The sequence below is a fragment of the Brevibacillus sp. HB1.4B genome (assembly GCF_013284285.1).
Classification (GTDB): domain Bacteria; phylum Bacillota; class Bacilli; order Brevibacillales; family Brevibacillaceae; genus Brevibacillus; species Brevibacillus porteri.
This window is the reverse complement of record NZ_JABSUT010000001.1, coordinates 783,668-803,510: the sequence shown is the minus strand read 5'-3', so window position 1 is coordinate 803,510 and position 19,843 is coordinate 783,668. Positions and strand designations below refer to the sequence as shown.

19 protein-coding genes are annotated in these 19,843 nt (G+C 49.3%); 2 read left to right on the top strand and 17 right to left on the bottom strand.

Annotated features, from left to right (window positions below; translation table 11 throughout):
- Positions 1-13: 13 nt before the first annotated feature.
- From HP398_RS03735 to HP398_RS03690, 10 genes are read right to left on the bottom strand one after another with little or no spacing between them, the layout of a single operon-like run.
- Positions 14-808, bottom strand: coding sequence for a 2-keto-4-pentenoate hydratase (locus HP398_RS03735; RefSeq protein ID WP_017248584.1), 795 nt, complete (start codon positions 806-808; stop codon positions 14-16).
- A 12-nt stretch (positions 809-820) separates the two neighbouring features.
- A complete protein-coding gene (dmpG, locus tag HP398_RS03730) occupies positions 821-1,843 on the bottom strand; it encodes a 4-hydroxy-2-oxovalerate aldolase (RefSeq protein ID WP_173621878.1) in 1,023 nt (340 codons plus the stop codon).
- A gap of 25 nt (positions 1,844-1,868) precedes the next feature.
- Positions 1,869-2,756: an acetaldehyde dehydrogenase (acetylating) gene (locus HP398_RS03725; protein WP_017248582.1), complete on the bottom strand. Its 888-nt coding sequence runs from the start codon at positions 2,754-2,756 to the stop codon at positions 1,869-1,871.
- A gap of 22 nt (positions 2,757-2,778) precedes the next feature.
- Positions 2,779-3,564 carry a 2-keto-4-pentenoate hydratase gene (locus HP398_RS03720; protein ID WP_017248581.1) on the bottom strand — a complete coding sequence of 262 codons (786 nt, stop codon included), beginning with the start codon at positions 3,562-3,564 and terminating at the stop codon, positions 2,779-2,781.
- A 38-nt stretch (positions 3,565-3,602) separates the two neighbouring features.
- Positions 3,603-5,069 (bottom strand): aldehyde dehydrogenase, encoded by a 1,467-nt coding sequence (locus HP398_RS03715; protein WP_173621877.1) that lies wholly within the window; start codon positions 5,067-5,069, stop codon positions 3,603-3,605.
- Positions 5,070-5,079: 10 nt separating this feature from the next.
- Positions 5,080-5,541 (bottom strand): RidA family protein, encoded by a 462-nt coding sequence (locus HP398_RS03710; RefSeq protein ID WP_017248579.1) that lies wholly within the window; start codon positions 5,539-5,541, stop codon positions 5,080-5,082.
- Positions 5,538-6,542 (bottom strand): amidohydrolase family protein, encoded by a 1,005-nt coding sequence (locus tag HP398_RS03705; RefSeq protein ID WP_173621963.1) that lies wholly within the window; start codon positions 6,540-6,542, stop codon positions 5,538-5,540. Before HP398_RS03705 ends, HP398_RS03710 begins: the two co-directional genes overlap by 4 nt.
- Positions 6,533-7,069 (bottom strand): 3-hydroxyanthranilate 3,4-dioxygenase, encoded by a 537-nt coding sequence (locus HP398_RS03700; RefSeq protein WP_173621876.1) that lies wholly within the window; start codon positions 7,067-7,069, stop codon positions 6,533-6,535. The genes HP398_RS03705 and HP398_RS03700 overlap by 10 nt, the downstream gene beginning before the upstream one ends.
- Positions 7,070-7,099: 30 nt before the next feature.
- Positions 7,100-7,663 carry an NADPH-dependent FMN reductase gene (locus HP398_RS03695; RefSeq protein WP_173621875.1) on the bottom strand — a complete coding sequence of 188 codons (564 nt, stop codon included), beginning with the start codon at positions 7,661-7,663 and terminating at the stop codon, positions 7,100-7,102.
- 30 nt (positions 7,664-7,693) lie between these two features.
- Positions 7,694-9,181 carry a 4-hydroxyphenylacetate 3-hydroxylase family protein gene (locus HP398_RS03690; protein WP_173621874.1) on the bottom strand — a complete coding sequence of 496 codons (1,488 nt, stop codon included), beginning with the start codon at positions 9,179-9,181 and terminating at the stop codon, positions 7,694-7,696.
- 335 nt (positions 9,182-9,516) lie between these two features.
- Here HP398_RS03690 and HP398_RS03685 point away from each other — a divergent pair, with 335 nt between their 5' ends.
- Positions 9,517-10,185 (top strand): Crp/Fnr family transcriptional regulator, encoded by a 669-nt coding sequence (locus HP398_RS03685; RefSeq protein ID WP_173621962.1) that lies wholly within the window; start codon positions 9,517-9,519, stop codon positions 10,183-10,185.
- A gap of 18 nt (positions 10,186-10,203) precedes the next feature.
- Positions 10,204-10,836, top strand: coding sequence for a Crp/Fnr family transcriptional regulator (locus tag HP398_RS03680; RefSeq protein ID WP_173621873.1), 633 nt, complete (start codon positions 10,204-10,206; stop codon positions 10,834-10,836).
- Between the two features lie 78 nt (positions 10,837-10,914).
- On the opposite strand, the gene HP398_RS03675 is transcribed toward HP398_RS03680, so the two are convergent.
- The 7 genes from HP398_RS03675 to HP398_RS03645 form a co-directional block, all read right to left on the bottom strand.
- On the bottom strand, positions 10,915-12,870 hold the full coding sequence (locus HP398_RS03675; protein ID WP_173621872.1) for a GTP-binding protein: 1,956 nt from the start codon (positions 12,868-12,870) through the stop codon (positions 10,915-10,917).
- Positions 12,871-13,481: 611 nt separating this feature from the next.
- The gene (locus tag HP398_RS03670) at positions 13,482-13,955 is read right to left on the bottom strand and encodes a DUF4358 domain-containing protein (protein WP_173621871.1); all 474 of its coding nucleotides are present in this window, start codon (positions 13,953-13,955) and stop codon (positions 13,482-13,484) included.
- Positions 13,956-13,960: 5 nt separating this feature from the next.
- Positions 13,961-15,100 (bottom strand): DHHW family protein, encoded by a 1,140-nt coding sequence (locus tag HP398_RS03665; protein WP_173621870.1) that lies wholly within the window; start codon positions 15,098-15,100, stop codon positions 13,961-13,963.
- 14 nt (positions 15,101-15,114) lie between these two features.
- Positions 15,115-16,521, bottom strand: a complete 1,407-nt coding sequence (locus tag HP398_RS03660; protein ID WP_173621869.1) for an MBOAT family O-acyltransferase — start codon at positions 16,519-16,521, stop codon at positions 15,115-15,117.
- Positions 16,522-16,542: 21 nt separating this feature from the next.
- The gene (locus tag HP398_RS03655) at positions 16,543-17,229 is read right to left on the bottom strand and encodes a GDSL-type esterase/lipase family protein (RefSeq protein WP_173621868.1); all 687 of its coding nucleotides are present in this window, start codon (positions 17,227-17,229) and stop codon (positions 16,543-16,545) included.
- Positions 17,230-17,342: 113 nt separating this feature from the next.
- Positions 17,343-19,163 carry a HAMP domain-containing sensor histidine kinase gene (locus HP398_RS03650; RefSeq protein ID WP_173621867.1) on the bottom strand — a complete coding sequence of 607 codons (1,821 nt, stop codon included), beginning with the start codon at positions 19,161-19,163 and terminating at the stop codon, positions 17,343-17,345.
- Complete coding sequence (locus HP398_RS03645) at positions 19,160-19,834, bottom strand: response regulator transcription factor (RefSeq protein ID WP_173621866.1); 675 nt, start codon at positions 19,832-19,834, stop codon at positions 19,160-19,162. Before HP398_RS03645 ends, HP398_RS03650 begins: the two co-directional genes overlap by 4 nt.
- Positions 19,835-19,843 lie beyond the last annotated feature (9 nt).

The following is a 19,843-nucleotide window of genomic DNA, read 5'->3' as shown; positions in this document are numbered from 1 at the left end:
TCGGCTTTTCGCCTTACTGCCTATCCGTTTTCACCACAAACTCAATGCTTCCGAGGCCACCCCATTTAGCGCTTACGACATCCCCTTCCCGTAGCTGGTGGGAACCAGTAATGCCCCCGGACAAAATCAAATCTCCCTTGTGCAGCTTGCGTCCTTCGCGAGCCAGCATGTTCGCCAGCATCGCGACCGAGTGGGCTGGATGACCGAGAACTGCCGCACCAGCCCCCAAGTCTTTGAGCTCGCCATTGATCGAAAGAGTAACACCTACCAAATCGAGTTCAAGTTCATCAGGCTTTCTCCACGTCGATCCGATAAACACACGGGAAGACGAAGCATTGTCGGCAATGACATCAGGCAAGGTAAACTGGAACTGCGCATACCTGCTGTCGATAATCTCCAGTGCGGGAACTACATAGTCAGTGGATGTCAGGACATGAGCCTCAGTGATGCCGGGACCTTCCAAATCCTCACTCAAAACAAAGGCGATTTCCGCTTCCACCTTGGGATGAATCAATTCATTGATCGGCAGAATGCCGTCCTCGATATTCATATAGTCAAAAATGTAGCCTCGAATCGGTTCGTGCACATTCATCTGCTTCATTTTTGCCTGACTGGTCAAACCCATTTTAGAGGCAAAGATTCGATGTCCCTGCTCAAGCTTGAGGGAGACCAGTTCATTTTGAATACGATATCCATCTTCCACTGTCAGCTCAGGGTATTCAGCCGTTAGTTTTACGACCTCCTCCCTATTCAACTCCGCATCCACCAGCTTCTGAGCCAACCTTTTGTACAATAGTTCCGATTGCACGCTGATCACCCCCTATCTGATTTTGGTAGAGCTATTCAATTGGGCGATTTCCGCTGCGACATCCACGATCATGTCTTCTTGTCCCCCCACGGCCTTTCGTCTTCCCAGCTCGATCAAAATGTCCCGGGAGTCGATGCCGAACTTCCTGGCTGCACGCTCGGCATGAAGCCGGAAGCTGGAATAGACCCCCGCGTATCCGAGAACGAGAGCGTCTCTGGTAATTTCCTGTGGTACTTGAAGAATCGGCGATACGATTTCCTCTGCCAGGTCCATCATTTTGTACAGATCGACGCCCGTCTGAATGCCCATTCGATCCAGTACAGCAAGGAGAACCTCGGTTTGTGTATTGCCCGCACCTGCACCCAAGCACCGAACACTGCCATCAATCCAGGTGGCACCCTCTTGAATGGCGACGAGTGTATTGGCCATGGCTAAAGACAAATTGTTGTGTGAATGGAAGCCGATGGGAATATTCAGACATTGCTTCAATGCCCGGACTCGTTCCCCTGCTTGATCAGGCAGCAGAGCGCCAGCAGAATCGACGATGTACACGACATCGGCTCCATAGCTTTGCATGAGTCCAGCTTGCTCTGCCAGTTTTTCCGGAGCAGCCATATGCGACATCATCAAAAAGCCAACTGTTGTCAAGCCAAGCTCTTTCGCCCGATAAATATGCTGAGCGGAGACGTCCGCTTCGGTCGCATGTGTGGCGATTCGTGCCATGCCTACGCCTAGCCCTGCTGCCGTATTTAAATCTTTGATCGTGCCGATTCCCGGCAGCAAGAGCACGCCCACTTTCGCTTGTTTACAAACGGAAACGGCAGCCTCGATCAGCTCCAGTTCATGGGTCCTGGACAGCCCATATTGCAGGGACGATCCGGCCAATCCATCTCCATGGGAGACTTCGATATGCGGTACGTTCGCTTCATCTAATCCTCGCGCTACCTCGACTACTTGCTCCACAGTAAACTGGTGATTGATCGCATGGCTCCCATCTCGAAGCGCTACCTCGGTGAGCACAATATCACGACTCATATGCGGTTCCTCCTTTCATCCGTGGCTATATACCCGTGCCGGTGCCGACAGCATGCTTGGCATATTCCTCTGCTACTTTCACCGCTGTCGCCGTCATGATATCCAGATTGCCTGAATACGTAGGGAGGTAGTCACCCGCGCCTTCCACTTCCAAAAAAACGGTGATTTTGTTTTCATCAAAGATCGGTTCTGAGCGCAGACGGTAACCAGGAACGAAAGATTGAATATAGGCAACGGTCTGGTGAATAGCCTTCACGATCTCCTGTCGATCCGCCTCTTCCTCCACTATTGCATAGACGGTATCTCTCATCAGGATCGGCGGCTCCGCCGGATTTAGGATGATGATCGCCTTGCCTTTCTTCGCTCCGCCGATCGCTTCGATACCACGTGCGGTCGTCTCCGTAAATTCGTCGATGTTGGAACGTGTGCCAGGACCCGCGCTTTTGCTGGAAATAGTGGCCACGATCTCTGCGTAGCTGACCGGACTCACACTCCCTATTGCATGAACGATCGGAATAGTAGCCTGGCCGCCGCATGTGATCAGGTTAATGTTCTTTTCATTCAAATGCGCACCGAGATTCACAGATGGTACTACATAGGGGCCTACAGCAGCAGGCGTCAGATCGATGGCGAGCTTTCCTGCCTCCTTGAGCGCCTTGGCATGACCAATATGTGCTTTGGCAGAAGTAGCGTCAAAGACGATATCCGCAAGATCCGCATCGCTTTCCAAAAACGGTTTCAATCCGTCGTTAAATACGTAGTATCCAGCTGCTTTTGCTCTACGCAGACCATCCGAATCAGGATCGATTCCAATCATGGACGTCAGTTCAAGAACTGGCGACCTTCCTAGCTTGATCATCAGGTCTGTCCCGATGTTCCCCGAGCCCAGTATTGCTACTTTTACTTTCTTCATGCATGCACTCCTTTCCTATTTTTTATCTGCCAAACCTGACTCCTACTGAACCAAGTCCAGCAATCCGTGTGTGAAATACATCGCCAGGCTTAGCTTCAACCGCTGCTGATAACGCACCAGACAAGATGATTTCTCCTGCTTTGAGTGTAATCCCTAATTCATACAGCTTGTTCGCCAACCACGCCACACAGGATGCGGGATTGCCCAATGCGGCGGCACCCACACCGGTATTGACCAGCTCCTGATTTTTATAAAACGCCATTCCTACTAGGGGAAGATCCAGATCTTGCGGTTTCACGGGATGCCCACCCAGCACATAGAAGCCCGAAGAGGCATTGTCCGCAACTGTGTCTTCTAGTTTGATTTGCCAGTTGGCTATACGGCTGTCCACGATTTCTAAAGCAGGCACTACATATTCCGTTGCCATCATGACGTCATAGATGGTTACATGTGGCCCTTCCAGATCGCGCTTCAGCAGGAAGGCAATTTCTGCTTCTACCTTTGGCGAAAGGACATACTCGAAAGGTAGTTCTCCGTTGTTTTCCACGACCATGTCGTCCAATAGATGTCCATAGTCTGGCTGATCCACGCCAAGCAGTGTCTGCATGGCACGAGAGGTCAGGCCGATTTTCTTCCCTGTAATCCTCGCGCCATCTTTCACTTTTCGCTCAATCGTCTTCAATTGAACGTGGTATGCCTCTATCTCGCTGAATTGCGGATCCAGTAAAGTGAGTGGCGCTACTCCCACCCCTTCACGACTCGCCGCCGCTAAATGATCGGCGAATCGCGTGATCTTTTCTTTGTCCACACGGTTCCCTCCCTGATTTGCTGTCCTTGTCCTTCTCGCTATAATTTCATGGTGACTGTCTTGACCTCGGAGTAGAATTCGAAGCTGTGACGCCCGCCTTCGCGGCCAATCCCGCTGTCCTTGGCACCGCCAAACGGAGTTCGCAAGTCACGGACATACCAGCAATTGATCCATAAAAGACCTGACTTCACTCGATCAGCCACGCGATGCGCGCGCCGCAGGTCGTTGGTCCAAACCACTCCTGCCAAGCCGTAAGCCGAATCATTGGCGATCCGAATAGCGTTCTCTTCTGTACGGAATGGAATGATCACGATGACAGGACCGAAAATTTCTTCCTGGGCCACCCTCATTTTGTTGTCTACATCATAGAGAACGGTTGGCTCTAGGAAATTGCCGTCACCCAGCCCGCTGATCCGTTTTCCGCCGTAACCGAGCTTGGCTCCTTCTTCCAGTCCGAGCTGAATGTAGTGCTCCACCGACTCCATGTGACTGCGGGACACCAATGCTCCCATATCCGTGTCTGGTTCCAGAGGATTTCCCACCTTGATCCTTTGAACAGCCGCCACAAATTTGTCCAGAAACTGATCATATACGCTTTCTTGTACCAATAAACGCGATCCCGCCAGACAAATCTCACCCTGGTTGCGGAATATTGCCTCGATCGACCCTATTACCGCTTCATCAAGATCGGCATCTTCAAATACGATATTGGCTGATTTGCCTCCCAATTCGAGCGATACCGGAATCAATTGCGAAGCGGCATTTTGCATGACAGTCTTGCCAGTGTTAGATTCTCCCACAAAAGATATCCGGCGCACATGGGGATTCGTCGTCATCGCAGTCCCGACAGTCCCACCCGGACCAGTCAGGATGTTGAGCACGCCAGGAGGCAGACCTGCTTCATTGGCAATCTCTCCGAGCATCACCGCAGAGAGAGGCGTGTACGAGGCTGGCTTTACAACGACGGTATTTCCTGCCGCTAAAGCCGCCGATGCTTTCCAGGTCATCTGCATGAAGGGCAGATTCCATGGAATGATCAGACTTGTCACACCTGCCGGAGCATATTTGGCGTAGGACATAAAATGACGCATTTCATAATGCTCATGAACCATGTACTTGGCCATTTCGGCAAAGAATCGCAAATTGGCCGCCGCTCTCGGAATATCAAAGCCCCGGCTTTCTTTGATCGGCTTGCCGACATCGAGCGTCTCCACCAAAGCCAGTTCGTCCACACGTTCCATCACCAGGTCAGCCATTTTGCAGAGAATCTTGGCGCGCTCATCTACAGACATCTCACTCCAAACGCCTGACTCAAACGTACGCTGCGCCACGCCGATCGCCCTTTTTACATCCTGTTCACTTGCATTAGCTACAGAAGCCAGCTTGAGATTTGTCGCTGGGTTGATCGTATCAAAGGTTTCACCGGAAACAGCGTCCACGTAATCTCCGTCTATGAATAGCTTGGCGTCTTTTCGTACCCGGTTTTCCTTGGCAGTCTGACTCATGGGAATCCTCCTAATTCTCGATTTCCAAGATCATCTCTACTTCTACGGCGTTATTTAGCGGGAGCTGGGCCATCCCTACAGCGGACCGCCCATGCCTGCCTTTCTCGCCGAATAGTTCCACCAACAAATCGGATGCCCCATTCATGACTTTAGGCTGATCTATGAAAGCTGGATCGCTGTTAACGAATCCGAGTATTTTGACTACTCGTTTGACTCTCCCCAGTTCCCCTAGCTCATGTTTGGCAACAGCTAGCAGATTGAGCATGCACTGCCTGGCAGCTAGGTAGCCTTCCTCTATCGTGACATCCTGTCCCAGCTTCCCGCGATATTCGTTTGTCCCTTGACCTGCCAGAAAGAGGAGATTGCCCGCTTGGACACAACCGACATAATTACCGGCCGGCTGTCTCGGTTCTGGCAGGTCAATGCCCATTGCCTGTAGACGTTGTTCCGGCGTTTCAGTCTGATGCTTCACAGTCCATTCATCTCCTTTATGTTCAGGAAGCGTAGCGCGTTTTCACCCAGCAACGCCCGCTTCTGTCCGTCCGTTAGCTCCAAAGTATGATCGATGACATCCCCGGGAGGTGTTTCACGAAGCAGGAAGGGATAATCCGAGCCCATCATGATTCTATCTTCGCCAAAGCGCTTCATCATGTATGGGATGTTCAATGGGTCGTACGTCAAGGAATCAAAGTAGAATTGTTTCGCGTACACACTAGGTGGTTGATCGGTCAGACGCAGATGCGGCCATACCTTCCAGCCTTGGTCCAGTCTGGGTAGGATAAAAGGAAAAGAGCCGCCGCCATGGGCAAAGCAGATTTTCAGGCGCGGAAACTTCTCGATCACGCCTCCCAAGATAAGACTTGCTGCGGCAAGCGCTGTCTCGCTTGGCATCCCGACGGTGTACATCAGGTTGTGCCGTGGCATCCGTTCTCTGCCCAGCGTCTCCCATGGATGTACGAAGAGTGGCACATCCCATGTCTGACACATTTCAAAAAAAGGAATCAGTCCCGGATCGTCCAGATTGTTGCCATTTACGTTGGTACCGATTTCGATTCCTCTCAGGCCGAGCTCGTGCATGCAGCGATCCATTTCCCGAATGGCTACTTCGGTGTCTTGCAATGTAACGGTACCCAATCCGATGAAATGATTCGGATGTTGGTTAACCGTCTCTGCGATAAAATCATTTTGAATCCGCGCCATCACTTCCGCTTCGGCTGCCGGGGCCCAATAGGAAAATGTAACCGGAATGGGTGACAACACCTGCATATCCACGCCTTCCCGCTGCATGTCATAAATCCGTTTTTGGGGATCCCACACCTGATCCGTCACTTCGCGAAATACTTTTCCCCCGACCATGATATTTGCCCCGCATGTGCAAGTGCGGTGCAGAACTGGCCAGCGCTCCCCATGAAATCGCTCAGTCAGGTTGGGAACATCCTCTGGAATAATGTGGGTATGGAAGTCTACTCGCATTTCCACTCACTCGCTTCCGGAGACATGACGTGCCCGCATTTTTGGCATGTCCGCAGCTCCTGATTGCTGTTGAATCCTTCGATCGCCTCTTTTACCTGCATCTCTATGTTGGTCAGTTGAATCCGTACGCGATGCATTTCGTGGTCGCAGTTTTCGCAGAACCAAGCAAAGTCCTCCAGTTCTCCCTCAGATCTGTTGCGCTCAATCACGAGTCCGATCGTATCCGCGATCCGGTGTGGGGAATGAGGAACATTCGCAGGAAGAAGGAACATTTCGCCTTCTCTGACCGTAATGATCTCACGCTTCCCATCCTGGTTCATGATCTCAACAAAGCAATCACCCTTGAGCTGGTAAAAGACTTCCTCGGATGGATCAATGTGAAAATCCCGCCGTTTATTCGGCCCTCCCACTACCATGACCATTAGTTCTGCATCTTTCCAAATCACCTTGTTATTCACCGGTGGCTTGAGCTGATCGATGTGATCCTCGATAAACTTCCACAAATGGATAGGTGCCAAAGTATGCATGTTCTATTCCCTCCTTTGTTTTTTTAACTCCTAGCGATTATGTGAGAGCGTTTCTCCTGCTGGTTTCAATGCCTTTTGCATATGAACCAGCTCTCGTGCCAATTCGTTGATTCTGCGCAAAACATCTTCGTCTGAAATTTCGTTTTGTGAGTTGAAATGATCGGCGTGTACATACACCGATCCTGGTGCTACGTAAGCGCGAAAGAAGCCCGCAATTGGTTTCAGCTGGTTTTCGATCACGAGGTAATGCTGATACGTCCCACCATTTGCCACGAAGCCCATTACTTTATGTCGAAGAACCTGAGGCTGAATATGATCAAACAAATTTTTCAGCGCCCCTGTCATCGAGCCTTGGAAAATAGGCGTACCAATCAGATAAAAGTCAGCGGATGATACCTTGTCGATCACCTTTTTTGTATCATCCGTGTATGTCGCCGGATCTCGTCCATCACACAGAGACATCCGGTGCTCGCGCAGGTCGAGTAGCTCCACTTCGATTTCCGGTGCCGTTTTTTTCACTTCATCCAGTACGCTTTGCACGACGATGCTTGTTTTCGCCCCAATTACTGTGCCTGCTATGCCCAGTAGTTTCATGGTTTTCCCTTCCCTTTCGTCTGGACTTGTTTAAAGAACCTGTTCCCTCTGCGATGCCGATTTGGCAGCAAAAACACTGAGCGCGTCATCCACCATCGTACATGCATGAGACTTCTTATAATTGTTGTAAAAAATCGCTAATTTGCGCACCGGATCACCGGTATAGTATCGCTCGTATTGCAGCAAACGCTGTCCGAAGGCTTCCCCGCACAGGTCCCAAGCGAGCTTAAACAGGCGAACCCGATCTGTACCGGAAATACCGTCACGTCCCGCATAATACTTTTCCATGTCCGCCGCAAGCTCGGAATGCTCCATGTCACTGTCTGTCGGGGACATGAGCAAACCGCCTGCTCCAATAATTTGGATGACTTCAATCGCCCGTGGGTACAGCTTCGGAAGCAGTCCGCGAATGGTTTCGAGCTGTACGTAACCCGGCATGAGCTCGCCCGACGGCAAGGTCTCGTATTCCAGTTCAGCTGTCCTCAGGAGGGCTCTGATCGATTCCAGCGATTGCGCTAGCTCCCCGAGAATGTTTTGGACATTCGGATAGACGTCTACCCCGATGGAGTCTGCCAGCCGCATGGCAACTTCCGTGGCAAATTGGAGCTTCAACAGTCCTCTCACCCCTGTCTGGTGCGCCGGCTGCTGTCCGATGCCTGTCTTTGGATAGAGCAGGTTGGCTGCTTCTACATTGTTGTACAGGAATAATCGCTCCCAAGGCACGAGTACATCATTGAAGACGAGAACAGCATCCATTTCCTCGAAGCGCGATGCCAAAGGATGGTCATAGACCGAACGATTTCCATCTTGCATGGGCTCCCTGCAAATGATGCGCAAGCCAGGCGTGTCAATTGGAATGGCAAATGCCAGGGCATAACGTTCATCGCCAGGCTTGAACCCAGGGAACGAATAAATGATGACTTCGTCCGTGATCGGTGCCAATGTCGCGAGCATTTTCGCTCCTCTGACAATCAGTCCTTCCGGCGTCTCCTCTACTGCCCCCAAATGGGTGTACACATCGTTTTGTTCGTGCGAGGACTTGCTGCGGTCATTTTGCGGATTGATAATCGCATGCGTTAAAAATAGGTCTTGGTCGCGAACATACTTGTAATAATTCTTCACGTTTTCCGCCCACTGCGGATTGTACTTCTCCAAGAAAGACGCATTGCTGTATAGCGACGTCAAGACGATATTGAGAAAATCCGGCGTTCTTCCCATCAAACCAAAAGTGGCTTCCGCATAAGCTTCGTATATGGCTCGTTTCGCTTGCAATTCCTCAGGGGTCTTTGCAACGAGAAAGGCGTTGTTCACACGCTCGCCAGTCTCCTGACAAATATGGGTAATCTTCGCTTGATACTTCTCGTCATGCTGCATGTCATACAGTTTCGCTATTTCATGAATCGGCTGTCGAAAAACAGCTTCCTCACATACCTTTGTCACCTTTCTTCCTTGCAGCCAAATCTCCGGTTGCCGTGATTTCAAGCCCCGAATGTATTGGTCACCTGTACGGATCCCCACCACAATTCCTCCCTGTTGGTTTTGGTTGGTTGAGTCGATTTTGTTCTTAAACCGCATTATAGTGTCTGGCTTTTCTGAAAAATGTAACCCGCTTAACATCACGGCTGAAAAATATAAAAGGCCGCTCACCTGATTCGTGGGCAACGGAGGATATGTAAACGAATTAACATCCATTCTGTTTTTCTTTCGACTGCTCGTCATTTTCACGTTGAAATATTGGTAAAGAGCTTTTTATTTTCATATAATCAAAAGTGATAAGTTCAGAAAATTAAGACTTAACATTGAGTGGATGATTGGAAGAGGCAAGATCATTGATGGGGAAAGGAGCGGTGATGATGGTATCTCCTTTTGAAACGGATTTGAAATGGGAAACCCTTTTAGCATACGGCACCCGTCAATTTGTGAAAGGAAAAACAGCTATCTATAAGCAAGAGACGATGGGAGAAGGTTTTTATTATCTACATAAGGGATTAGTCAAGATTGTGACCTCTACCTTCAAGGGGAACGATCGCCTGGTGAACATCGTAGTCCCTGGTCAAATCATGGGATTTCAAACCATGGATCAACAACCTCATTTCACCACGGCTATTGCTGTAAAGAATGCAGTCGTCTACCATTTCTCCTGTTTGCAATTCCTCGAAATGCTGAAGGTACGCCCTGAACTCTTGTCTCTTTTCACCCAAACCATCAATCAAAAAATGCGGATTCTTCTAACCGCCATCAACATGAAGGCACTGACTTCAGAAGAGCAAATCGCTCGTCTCCTGCTCAACATTTGCGAAGACTTTAAAAACCACGAGGTTCCCCTCACTCAACAAGAGCTAGCTGAATGTGCTGGCCTCACCCGTATCACTGTCTACAAGATCCTGAAGGCATGGAAGGAACAAGGCATCATTGAAATCAATAACCGATCCTTTGTCGTCAAACGCCCAGATATGCTGAAGCCTCCACAACTCACAGCAACTCCCTTCCCTTCTATCGAGAAGCGCCGTAACATCCATTAAGTGTGAAAGGTGGTCACAATGGCCTGTCTCCGCTATCAGTGGACCCCGTACCTCATGTATGGCAAGAAGATCGAAATGGGAAAACATACAACGATCTACCATCAAGGCGATGTGGGAACTGGATTTTATTATCTAGACAAAGGGAGCGTAAAGATCACTCTCTTATCTGAGAACGGGCATGAGCGGACTATCGATTACATTCCCATAGGTGGGTTGTTCGGGGAGCACGGCGCCTATAACGGCTCATACCTGACATCAGCCATAACCACTTCTCCTTCCGTCATTTACTTTTTCTCCGACGAGGTCTTATCGCGCATATGCCAAGACTACCCACAGTCGGCAGTGATCTTCACCAATTCACAAATCTATAAGCTCCGTCTCCTAGCTGAAATCATCGCATTCACTGACAGTCCAATTGAGCTACAGATGGCTAATTATCTGCTCAAACTGATCGCTGTGCACGGAACTAATCATATCCCTATCGATCAGACGTCTTTTGCACGCTATATTGATACGTCTCGCATTACGGTGAACAAGACTTTGCAGAAATGGCGACAGCAAGGCTTGATTGAGCTATCTGAGCGTAGTGCCATTCGAGTTGTGGATGTAGAGGGACTGCGTGGGATTTATTCTCGCATCCAATGTAAATAGGGCGAAGCCTAATCAGGCTCGCCCCTCCGCATTGAAAATAACCGTTGAAAATCTTGATACAGCCCTGTTCAGTTCTGCTTAGAGCAGATGCATCTTGGCTTCTGCTTCGTCCCATGGTACCGAGTAGCCTGCCCCCTTGGCACAAAAGATCGAGGAGGATGTATAAACCGGATCTGCATCCTTTTCATAGCTTTTCCTTTCCATCACTTCCTCCGCGTTATGGCAGCGATCGTATCCGCCAAATACACAGCGGATGCTGCCGCGTCCATGGGTGAAAGAAGCGAATTCGGTACTGTAATTCATGAATGTTGCTACGGGCACCCTTCCCGTAATCACCGCATGCGTATCCAACATCTGCGGTGGCTCGAACGAACCTGAGGCACGCTGAATATCCGAAAGTACCCTCCCCATCTCGTTCATTCCCACCTTTATTTTGAAGTCATAATAGGGTTCTAACAGCATATTCTCCGCTTTCTCCAACCCCTGCCGCAGCGCGCGGAAGGTGGCCTCACGAAAATCGCCCCCATGCGTATGTTCGTTATGCGCACGGCCTCTTAGGAGCGTAATTTTCATGTCGGTGACTGGCATGCCTGTCAATAGCCCATGATGCTCCCGTTCGTAGAGATGAGACCGAACCAGATTCTGGTAGTTAAAACTCAGTTCATCAGGATGACATACACTATTGACGTGGATTCCGCTGCCTCGCTCTCCCGGTTCAAGCAGGATGTGCACCTCCGCGTAATGCCTGAGCGGCTCGAAGTGTCCATATCCCGTCACAGCAGACTGTATCGTTTCTTTATACAAGATTTCTGGTTGTCCGAAAGAGACCACGAAACCGAAGCGTTCCTTCACAACCTGCTCCAGCACTTCTAATTGGATCAAACCCATGACGCGAATGTGAATCTCTTGCAAACTCTCTTCCCAAACCACATTTAGAGACGGGTCCTCCGCATTCAGAATGCGAAACGCACCGAGCACTTGCTGCACGTGAAGCGAACCGTCAAACTGTACTTTCGACTGTAGTGTCGGCTCAGTCTCATAAGCAAACTTGTCTGAGTAGAGCCCCACCCCTTGTCCAGCTTCGGCCTCGGACAAGCCGACGACCGCAAACAAATCGCCGGCAGCTACTTGTTCAACCGAGTGTGATTTCCTACCATTAAACATGAAGATTTGTGTGATCTTCTCTTCGTATCGCAGTCCACCGCTCTCATAGCTAAGCAGCTCCCGTACCTTCAGCTTGCCGCTCAGCGCTTTGACAAACGTTAGCCTCAACCCGTTTGCAGCGTGTTGAATTTTATAAATGCGCCCCCCGAACGGAGCCGTCTCGTTATAAGACGCAGTCGTCAACAAGGACAGTTGATTCAGGAACTCTACAACGCCATCATCCTGCAGTGCCGAGCCGCAGGTGCAGGGGAAAAGATTTCCATCTCGTATCATCTCCTGCAAGGCACCTAGCCAAAAAGCTTGATCGTCCCTTTCCTCTATGAACGCTTCTAGCAATGACTCGTTCCGCTCCGTCATCATCTCCCGTAGCCCCTCACCGACGAAACCGTTGGCGAAGTTGTCCTTGACGGAACAGACATCCCTTGTCAACTGACTGCGTATCTCCTCTTCCGTCCTGCGGGCATCCGCGCCTATGCGATCTGTTTTATTGATGAAGAAAAATGTCGGTATCCGATGTTTGCGCAACAACTGCCAGACTGTCTCGGTATGACCCTGGACACCTTCTACCGCACTGACAATCACGATAGCGTAATCCATTACCCCAATCGCCCGCTCCATCTCGGAAGAAAAATCGACGTGTCCAGGCGTGTCGATCAAATAATAAACGTCGCCCTTATGGTGCATAACCGCCTGATCGGCGAACACGGTAATGCCTCTTTTCCTCTCGATATCGTGGCTGTCCAAAAAGGCATCTTGATGATCCACCCGGCCCCGTGACCGGATGCTGTTCGTATGATATAGCAACTGTTCGGCGAAAGTAGTCTTGCCCGCATCCACATGGGCAAACAAGCCGATCGTTAGACGCTTCATGTTATCCCTCTTCCATAGCTACTCGACTGCCATTTCTTTTCTCATTAAAACATAAGAATGGAGAAGAAGAATAGTTGACTAACACTTTCTTGTAAATTGCCGTATCAATTCGCACATTTTCATATACTAAAGGCTCGTATCAGTTGCCAAACTTCCCCCATTTGCATGCTCTATACCATGCAGAGAGAAGCGAGGTGATTACTATGACTGACGTGGTAGTAATACTATTTAGACGTATCAGAGTGAATGGCGTACGGAGGCGAATTATTCGAGACGTTAGCATCATTGGAAGTGCCGCACCATGTAACCGATTTTTAATGATTGGTAGACGTGTGGGTCCTGCTGCACGTTGTCTTTTGAATAACGGGTTCCAACGTGTGTTATCAAGAGATAATGTTTTGGTGTTTATCCGAGTAAGATAAATGGGTCCGTATGAAAACGGTAGCTAATAGGGTTACCGTTTTCTTTTGTTACAAAATACTACGCATGAGGGCGGTTTGTCAGAAAAAGGACCCACCCTGTCAGAATCAGGATAGGTCCCTTTATCGTTAAGAGTCTCTGTGTAGCTACACTCATTTACATCCCATGCAAAAGGATTTGTCATCGTGACTTTACCTCAGAGCTTCGTCAAACACAGATTCTATTTGATCAACCTCTTTCGACACCGCGAATAAAACAAACGTCCCTTTCGTCTTCAAAACATGTTTTTCGATGAGAAAATACTCCTCTGGGCGATAGTCTTTCAATTTAATTGTTTGTGCCTCGATCCGTTGTTGTATTTTCTCTTTTATATACTCGGTGTCGCTCGCATCGTTGACTTTGATCACAGCCAGTTCATCCGCTTTCACATTGGATGAAGCCGTGTACAGGATGAAATCCTCTACTTTTCCTGCCTCGATCTGATACAACTTTTGCAGTTTCTCCAGATCCCCTTGCTTCATATCCTGAAAACTTACTGTTTGTTGAATTCTTTCTCCCACTTCTGCGGCCGAAAGTTCTTCGGAAGTCCCGCCGCCACTGGAGCATCCGGCCAATATGCCCATTCCGATAGCAAACATAAGCAGTACAGACAAAAATCGCTTCATTCCATTCACTCCATAATGTTCAGAATAGAGGTGTCTTCAAAAAACGTTTTGACGTTGTAAAGGAATAGCATGTCATGAAACTGCCGATCTTGTATGAGCTTTGTTACGGATTCCTCATAATAGCGAAGGTCAACGACATCGATCTCTGTGAAGTGTTCGGCCAAAAAGGGAATCAGACTATTGGCGTACGAATCTTTCACGATCAGCAGCTTCTTCCCGTCCGGATGCTCCGTTGTGATTCGGACCAGTGCATGGTTGCCGTTGAGGAATAGCGCATACTTATCCTTTTTGGACAGATTGTCCATTTGGTACAAGGAATCCGCGGTACGGCCTTCGTCCACGTACTCCACTTTCTTTTTGCTTTCCTCTTTCGGCAAATAAAGATTGATACGATCAGGCTGTAAATGGCGGAATCCGCTCTTCGAATAGAGCGATCCGTAGAATGCATCCGTCACCTGTCGGATGTTGAACGCAGCTTCGTCTTTTGGAACAATCCCCATCTGCTTGCACAACACCCGATAAGCATAATAAGCACCTTTGCTCGTCCAATGATGATCCGTTTTATAAAAAATGGCTTCTTCGCGTCCGGCATACAGCGCGGGATAGACATCAACGAAGCGAATATCAGGTTGAAGCGATTGCCGTACTCGATTCAGAGCAGCATGTTCGTCACCAATTGGTGCGTAGGCGGGCAGTTTATCCCGAAGCAACGCGGCGGCGGTCGGTACCAGCATGATGTACTTGCGAAGGTCGGGCGTTGTCTGGTGAATAGAATGAATGGCTTTCATTCTATCATTCACCTCGGCGTCTTGCGGCGATGAGAAATGTTGAATCAGGTACCCATCCTTCCCCAGATAAACACCGTTGCTATCCTTTTTGCCCATAACACGATCCGCATCCGTTTTTAGTCCGATCCAAACGTCTCGGAAAGCAAATTGATCGGTGATATAGGTCTCGTAATCTGATGTGAACTTCCCCGCCAGTAGTGATCGCAGTAAAAAAGGCGGCCTGGTCTCGAGCACCCTGTTTTCCGATTCCGAAAATGCCTGATCAGGGGTCAGTATGTTCAAAACAGCCACCATGAGGATAAACAGCGAGAACAACAAGCCCGTCACGGTTTGCGTGCGTTTGTCATATCTGGTCAAACTGCTCCCTCCCCTCAAAACCGAAAATATAAGAATGGATTGTAATCCTCAAAGACCAAATAAGCGGACGACAAAACCAAACTGATGATAGAAAGTGCCAAAGCAGCGATCATGCCTACCGAATTCCATCGGGCTTTCATCTGCTCCAATCCTTTCCGGGGCAACGGTGTCGCGCACAAGGCCAACAGAACGAGCAATCCGCCATACGTCGTCAGGTCGTAGAGCGCCTGATGATCCACCCATTCGTGACCCCCGAAACCAAACATCGCACGGATGAACATCCACGCGGAAGGCAAATGTTCAAATTCAAAAAGGACCCACCCGACAACGACAATCGTCAGCGTGTAGAGATGTCCTGCCCAGTTCGGCCAACGATTCAGCCACTTCAGCAAAAACAGCTTCTCAAACGCAACAAAACAGCCGAAATACAAGCCCCATACGATAAAGTTCCAGCTCGCCCCATGCCACAGACCGGTTAAGAACCATACGATCAAGAGGTTACGGAACTGCTTTCCCAAGCCCACCCGGTTGCCGCCGAGCGGAATATAGACATACTCCCGGAACCAAGAACCGAGGGAAATATGCCATCTGCGCCAAAATTCCGAAACGCTTCTTGAAATATACGGATGCTTGAAGTTTTCTGGGAGGTCGAAACCGAACATTTTGCCGAGCCCGCGCGCCATATCTGAATACCCGCTGAAATCGAAATAGATTTGAAACGTAAACGCCAGGATGCCAAGCCACGCGGAGAGGACAGTCAAGTCCTCCATCGGCGTCGACTTCACGTTGGTCCATAGCAGTCCAATATTGTTGGCTAGCAGCACTTTTTTGGCCAATCCCCGGATAAACCATTCCGCCCCTTCTCCGAACTGCTCCAGCGTCACTTTACGAAAGACCAGTTGCTCCGCGATATCCCCATATTTGACGATCGGACCTGCGACCAGTTGGGGAAACATCGTGACGTAAGTGCCGAAAGCGATGATATTTCGTTGTGCCGGCACTTTACCGTGGTATACATCCACTACATAGGACATCGTTTGGAACGTATAGAAGGAAATACCGACGGGCAGTGGCAGATCAGCCACTTGTATATGCAGACCGAATAGATCATTCACATTCGAAACGACAAACCCGGCATATTTGAAGAAACTGAGAATCGCCAGACTGCCGGAGATAGAGCCGAACAACACTGCTCTGGCGATCGGCTTACGGTGACTGTACTTGTCGATCACAAGCCCGTTGATATAATCAAATACGGTTGTAAAAATCATGATGATGATATAAACTGGTTCGCCCCATGCATAAAAGATGAGGCTCGCTGCGAACAGAACAGCATTTCGCAGCTTCTTGGGCGACACATAATAAACGAGCAGCACGGCGGGAAGAAATTGAAATAGGAATATCAGACTGCTGAATACCAACGTTCGCTTCCTCCCGCGCCGCTATTTTGCGTTCTTCTGACGACCCAGCTCATCTTTTACGTAATCGAGCAGGATCGGGTAAAACTCGGCTTGGAAATGAATGCCGTCCGCATCGTACATGTCAGGATGAGCGGACACGATTGACGACACATCGATGAATCCGACTTGTACCTTGCTTGCCAGCTCCTTCAGTCCCTTATTGTAGTCGCCGATATTTCGATAACGGGGCTCCGCTTTTTCTGCCTCTGCCGTAACCGGGGTAACGGATAATATCGTGATGGACGCCTCTGGAAGCTTTACTTTGATGAGATCGATCAATTGGTCGTAATACGACAACGAATATTCCTTGGGATTGTCGGTCGGCCATAAAATGTCATCCGAACCTAGCTGGATAAAAATATGCTCGGGCTTGCGCTTGACCAATTCGTCCACATCTTGCAGCGCGAATTCAGCCGTTTTCCCTGCACCTGCCAGCACGTTCTTGTCTTTCAGCACATCATGGTAAGACAATCCCTCCGTAATCGAATCTCCGAGAAAAACGCTTGTTTGATACTGTGATGCATATGAGGTTTGCTCCGGAGTGGAGATGTCTACGGCCTGCCTAGTCATCTCGGAAGCAGGTGGTTGTCCATTGGTGCCGCATGCCGCAACCGATAAGGCGACCATTACGATCAGTGTAATACCCATCATTTTCTTTTGCACTTTCATCTTTCCCCTTTCTTCTTGAACAAGGTAAAGAGTAAACGTCGGAGATCAAGATCAGATGCAGATCGTGTGCAGATTGGGTAGAAATGCAATAAAAAAAGTGCAGAACCAAGGTTCTACACTTTCTTTTTCTTTAATTCAAAATAGAACAAGACGCCTTCCTCCGTATTCATTGCCCCATAGAACGACCCATGCAGTTCTAATATCTGCTTGGAGATCGCCAGGCCCAATCCGGTTCCTCCGGTCGCACGGTTGCGGGAGTGCTCGCCGCGGTAGAAACGATCCCATATCTTCTCCAATTGCTCGGCCGGAATATGGACGCCTTTATTTTCGATGCAAATCTTGACGGTATCCTCCCCTTCAACTGTCGAGATGACAATGTCCTCTTGCTCCGGCGTGTAGCGTATGGCGTTTGTCAGGAAATTCACGATCACCTGCTCGATTCGATGCTGATTGGCGATGACTTCGACTGGGGCGAAACGGTTGTGCAACTGCAACTGCTTGCCGGAGAGGTCCGGTGCCAACTTTACGCAGATTTGCTCCAGTACCACATTAATTCGGAACGAATCCATCTGCATTCTATACGTACCGGATTCATATTTTGCCAATTCCAGCATATCCGCAACTAGAAGGTTCATCTTCTTCACTTCATCTTCCATCGCAGCAAAATAGTAGTCCCGCTTTGGGCTGTCCGCCTTATCCTTCAAAATGTAAAGGCAGCTTTCCATGACGCTGAGCGGAGTTTTCAGCTCATGCGACACATCAGCTATAAATTCTTTACGCGTTTGCTCCAGCCGCTTTTCTTTCTCGATATCCTGCTCCAGCCGGACAATATGGGCATGCAGCATATCCGAAAGCCGATTAATATTCCGTGACAGGCTGCCGATCTCATCCTCTGTCTTGATCGGAATTTTTTCAGAGAAGTCCAGTTTGGCCATTTTTTGCGTCATGTCGTCCATGCGGAGCAAAGGAGCTGCTATTCTGCGGGAATAATAGAAGGAGGCGAGCAGAACGAGCAGCAAGGTACCTGCAAGGATGTAGCCGTAATAACTTCTCATGACCTCTGTAGCTTCGTTTACAGGCTGCAATGATGTCATGGCGAATAGATAGGCGGGATTCCCTGTTGGATCGGTCACGCGCTCTACGAATATTTTGTAGTCCATATCGTTCTCATTGTAGTCCGTTATGGTGCTTGTTTGCTCCACATAATCCCCGTATAGCAGATCTGCTTGAAAAGCTTTCACCCGTTCAAGAAATAAGCGGTTCGTATAGCGGGATACATCCGCGCCTTGCGGTGTCCGGACCTGTGTGATGGTTCCGTGCACCAGTACGCTGGGATAACGCTCATGGTATTCGGTAGGACTCTTGAATCTCGGGACGACCTCATACTCTTTTTTGACGAGGGGCTGATTCTCTAGTCGATTTTCCTCTCTGAGATTGGAGACACTCCTCCCGATCCGCTGCGGAAACCATTGATTATCGATCATGATCCCTTCCATGGCAATCTGTTGACCTGCTTTCACAAAGGTATCGATGAAGGGGTTATCAGCGCTTACATCCTCCACATCCATGACCGTGTACAGCGGAACGACAATCGACTTGCCAGAAAGAGCAGGGGTGGCGTCCGAGTGCTCTAGCCGGACCTCCATCTCGAAATCGTCGGTGTATTTCAAATGACCTTTATCATCCAAACGAGCAAACCAGGCATTCGTCTTTTGATAAAACTCCTGTTCTTTCCTGACTTCATCCTGGGAATCCCCGGCATGAGTCAACTCGGTTTGCCGATAGAATTGAAGGGCTTCCTTCACCTTCTCTACCTTTTGATGCACATAAAACTGCTCGAAAAATACGGTTTGTCCGATAAAAATACTCGCGATCACAAACAGGCATAATCCCGTTGTGAGGAGAAACAGCTTGAGTACAATGCTTGTTCTCATGGCCGATCCTCGAATTTATAACCGGAACGAACAACAGTGACGATATGCTTCGCATGCTCTCCCAGCTTGGAACGCAAATTGCGAATATGGCTGCTGAGCGTACGATCCTCGCCGTCAAAGTCGTAACCCCAGATTTTTGTAAGGAGCTGTTCTCTGGTTAGGATGATGCCTTTGTTTTTCATCAAGTAGGCCAGAATTTCGAATTCCGTGTGTGTCAGGCTATAATTCTTTCCCTCAATCGAAACGGTTCTGGACGGCAAGTGAATCGTAATCCCGCCGCCGGACAACATATCCCCCGGTTCTTGAATTTGCCGATTTTCCAGCAACCGTTTGGCGCGTGCCAGCAGGATGGGAGGACTGCACGGTTTCACCACATAATCGTCCGCTCCGAGCTCGAATCCAAGCAACGTGTCATCCTCATCCGCACGAGCTGTTAACATCAGAATGGGGACGTTGGAAACTTTGCGAATGCGTCTGCATACTGACCACCCGTCCAATTCCGGCAGCATAATGTCCAGAATGATCAAATGTACTTCATGCTCTTGAAATAACGTCAGCGCCTGACTCCCGTCCCCGGCTTCCAGCACTTCGTATCCTTCGTCCATCAAGTATTCCTTCATAATCTCTCGCAAAACCTGCTGGTCTTCCACTATCAGTATCGTTTTTGTCATGCTAATGAC

What these genes read in the sequence shown, in the direction of transcription:
- HP398_RS03670 (WP_173621871.1), bottom strand. Translation starts at nt 13,955, where the DNA reads ATGAAGCGATTTTTGTCTGTACTGCTTATGTTTGCTATCGGAATGGGC.
- HP398_RS03715 (WP_173621877.1), bottom strand. Translation starts at nt 5,069, where the DNA reads ATGAGTCAGACTGCCAAGGAAAACCGGGTACGAAAAGACGCCAAGCTA.
- HP398_RS03700 (WP_173621876.1), bottom strand. Translation starts at nt 7,069, where the DNA reads ATGCATACTTTGGCACCTATCCATTTGTGGAAGTTTATCGAGGATCAC.
- dmpG (WP_173621878.1), bottom strand. Translation starts at nt 1,843, where the DNA reads ATGAGTCGTGATATTGTGCTCACCGAGGTAGCGCTTCGAGATGGGAGC.
- HP398_RS03645 (WP_173621866.1), bottom strand. Translation starts at nt 19,834, where the DNA reads ATGACAAAAACGATACTGATAGTGGAAGACCAGCAGGTTTTGCGAGAG.
- HP398_RS03725 (WP_017248582.1), bottom strand. Translation starts at nt 2,756, where the DNA reads ATGAAGAAAGTAAAAGTAGCAATACTGGGCTCGGGGAACATCGGGACA.
- HP398_RS03680 (WP_173621873.1), top strand. Translation starts at nt 10,204, where the DNA reads ATGGCCTGTCTCCGCTATCAGTGGACCCCGTACCTCATGTATGGCAAG.
- HP398_RS03695 (WP_173621875.1), bottom strand. Translation starts at nt 7,663, where the DNA reads ATGAAACTACTGGGCATAGCAGGCACAGTAATTGGGGCGAAAACAAGC.
- HP398_RS03675 (WP_173621872.1), bottom strand. Translation starts at nt 12,870, where the DNA reads ATGAAGCGTCTAACGATCGGCTTGTTTGCCCATGTGGATGCGGGCAAG.
- HP398_RS03685 (WP_173621962.1), top strand. Translation starts at nt 9,517, where the DNA reads ATGGTATCTCCTTTTGAAACGGATTTGAAATGGGAAACCCTTTTAGCA.
- HP398_RS03650 (WP_173621867.1), bottom strand. Translation starts at nt 19,163, where the DNA reads ATGAGAACAAGCATTGTACTCAAGCTGTTTCTCCTCACAACGGGATTA.
- HP398_RS03655 (WP_173621868.1), bottom strand. Translation starts at nt 17,229, where the DNA reads ATGAAAGTGCAAAAGAAAATGATGGGTATTACACTGATCGTAATGGTC.
- HP398_RS03705 (WP_173621963.1), bottom strand. Translation starts at nt 6,542, where the DNA reads ATGCGAGTAGACTTCCATACCCACATTATTCCAGAGGATGTTCCCAAC.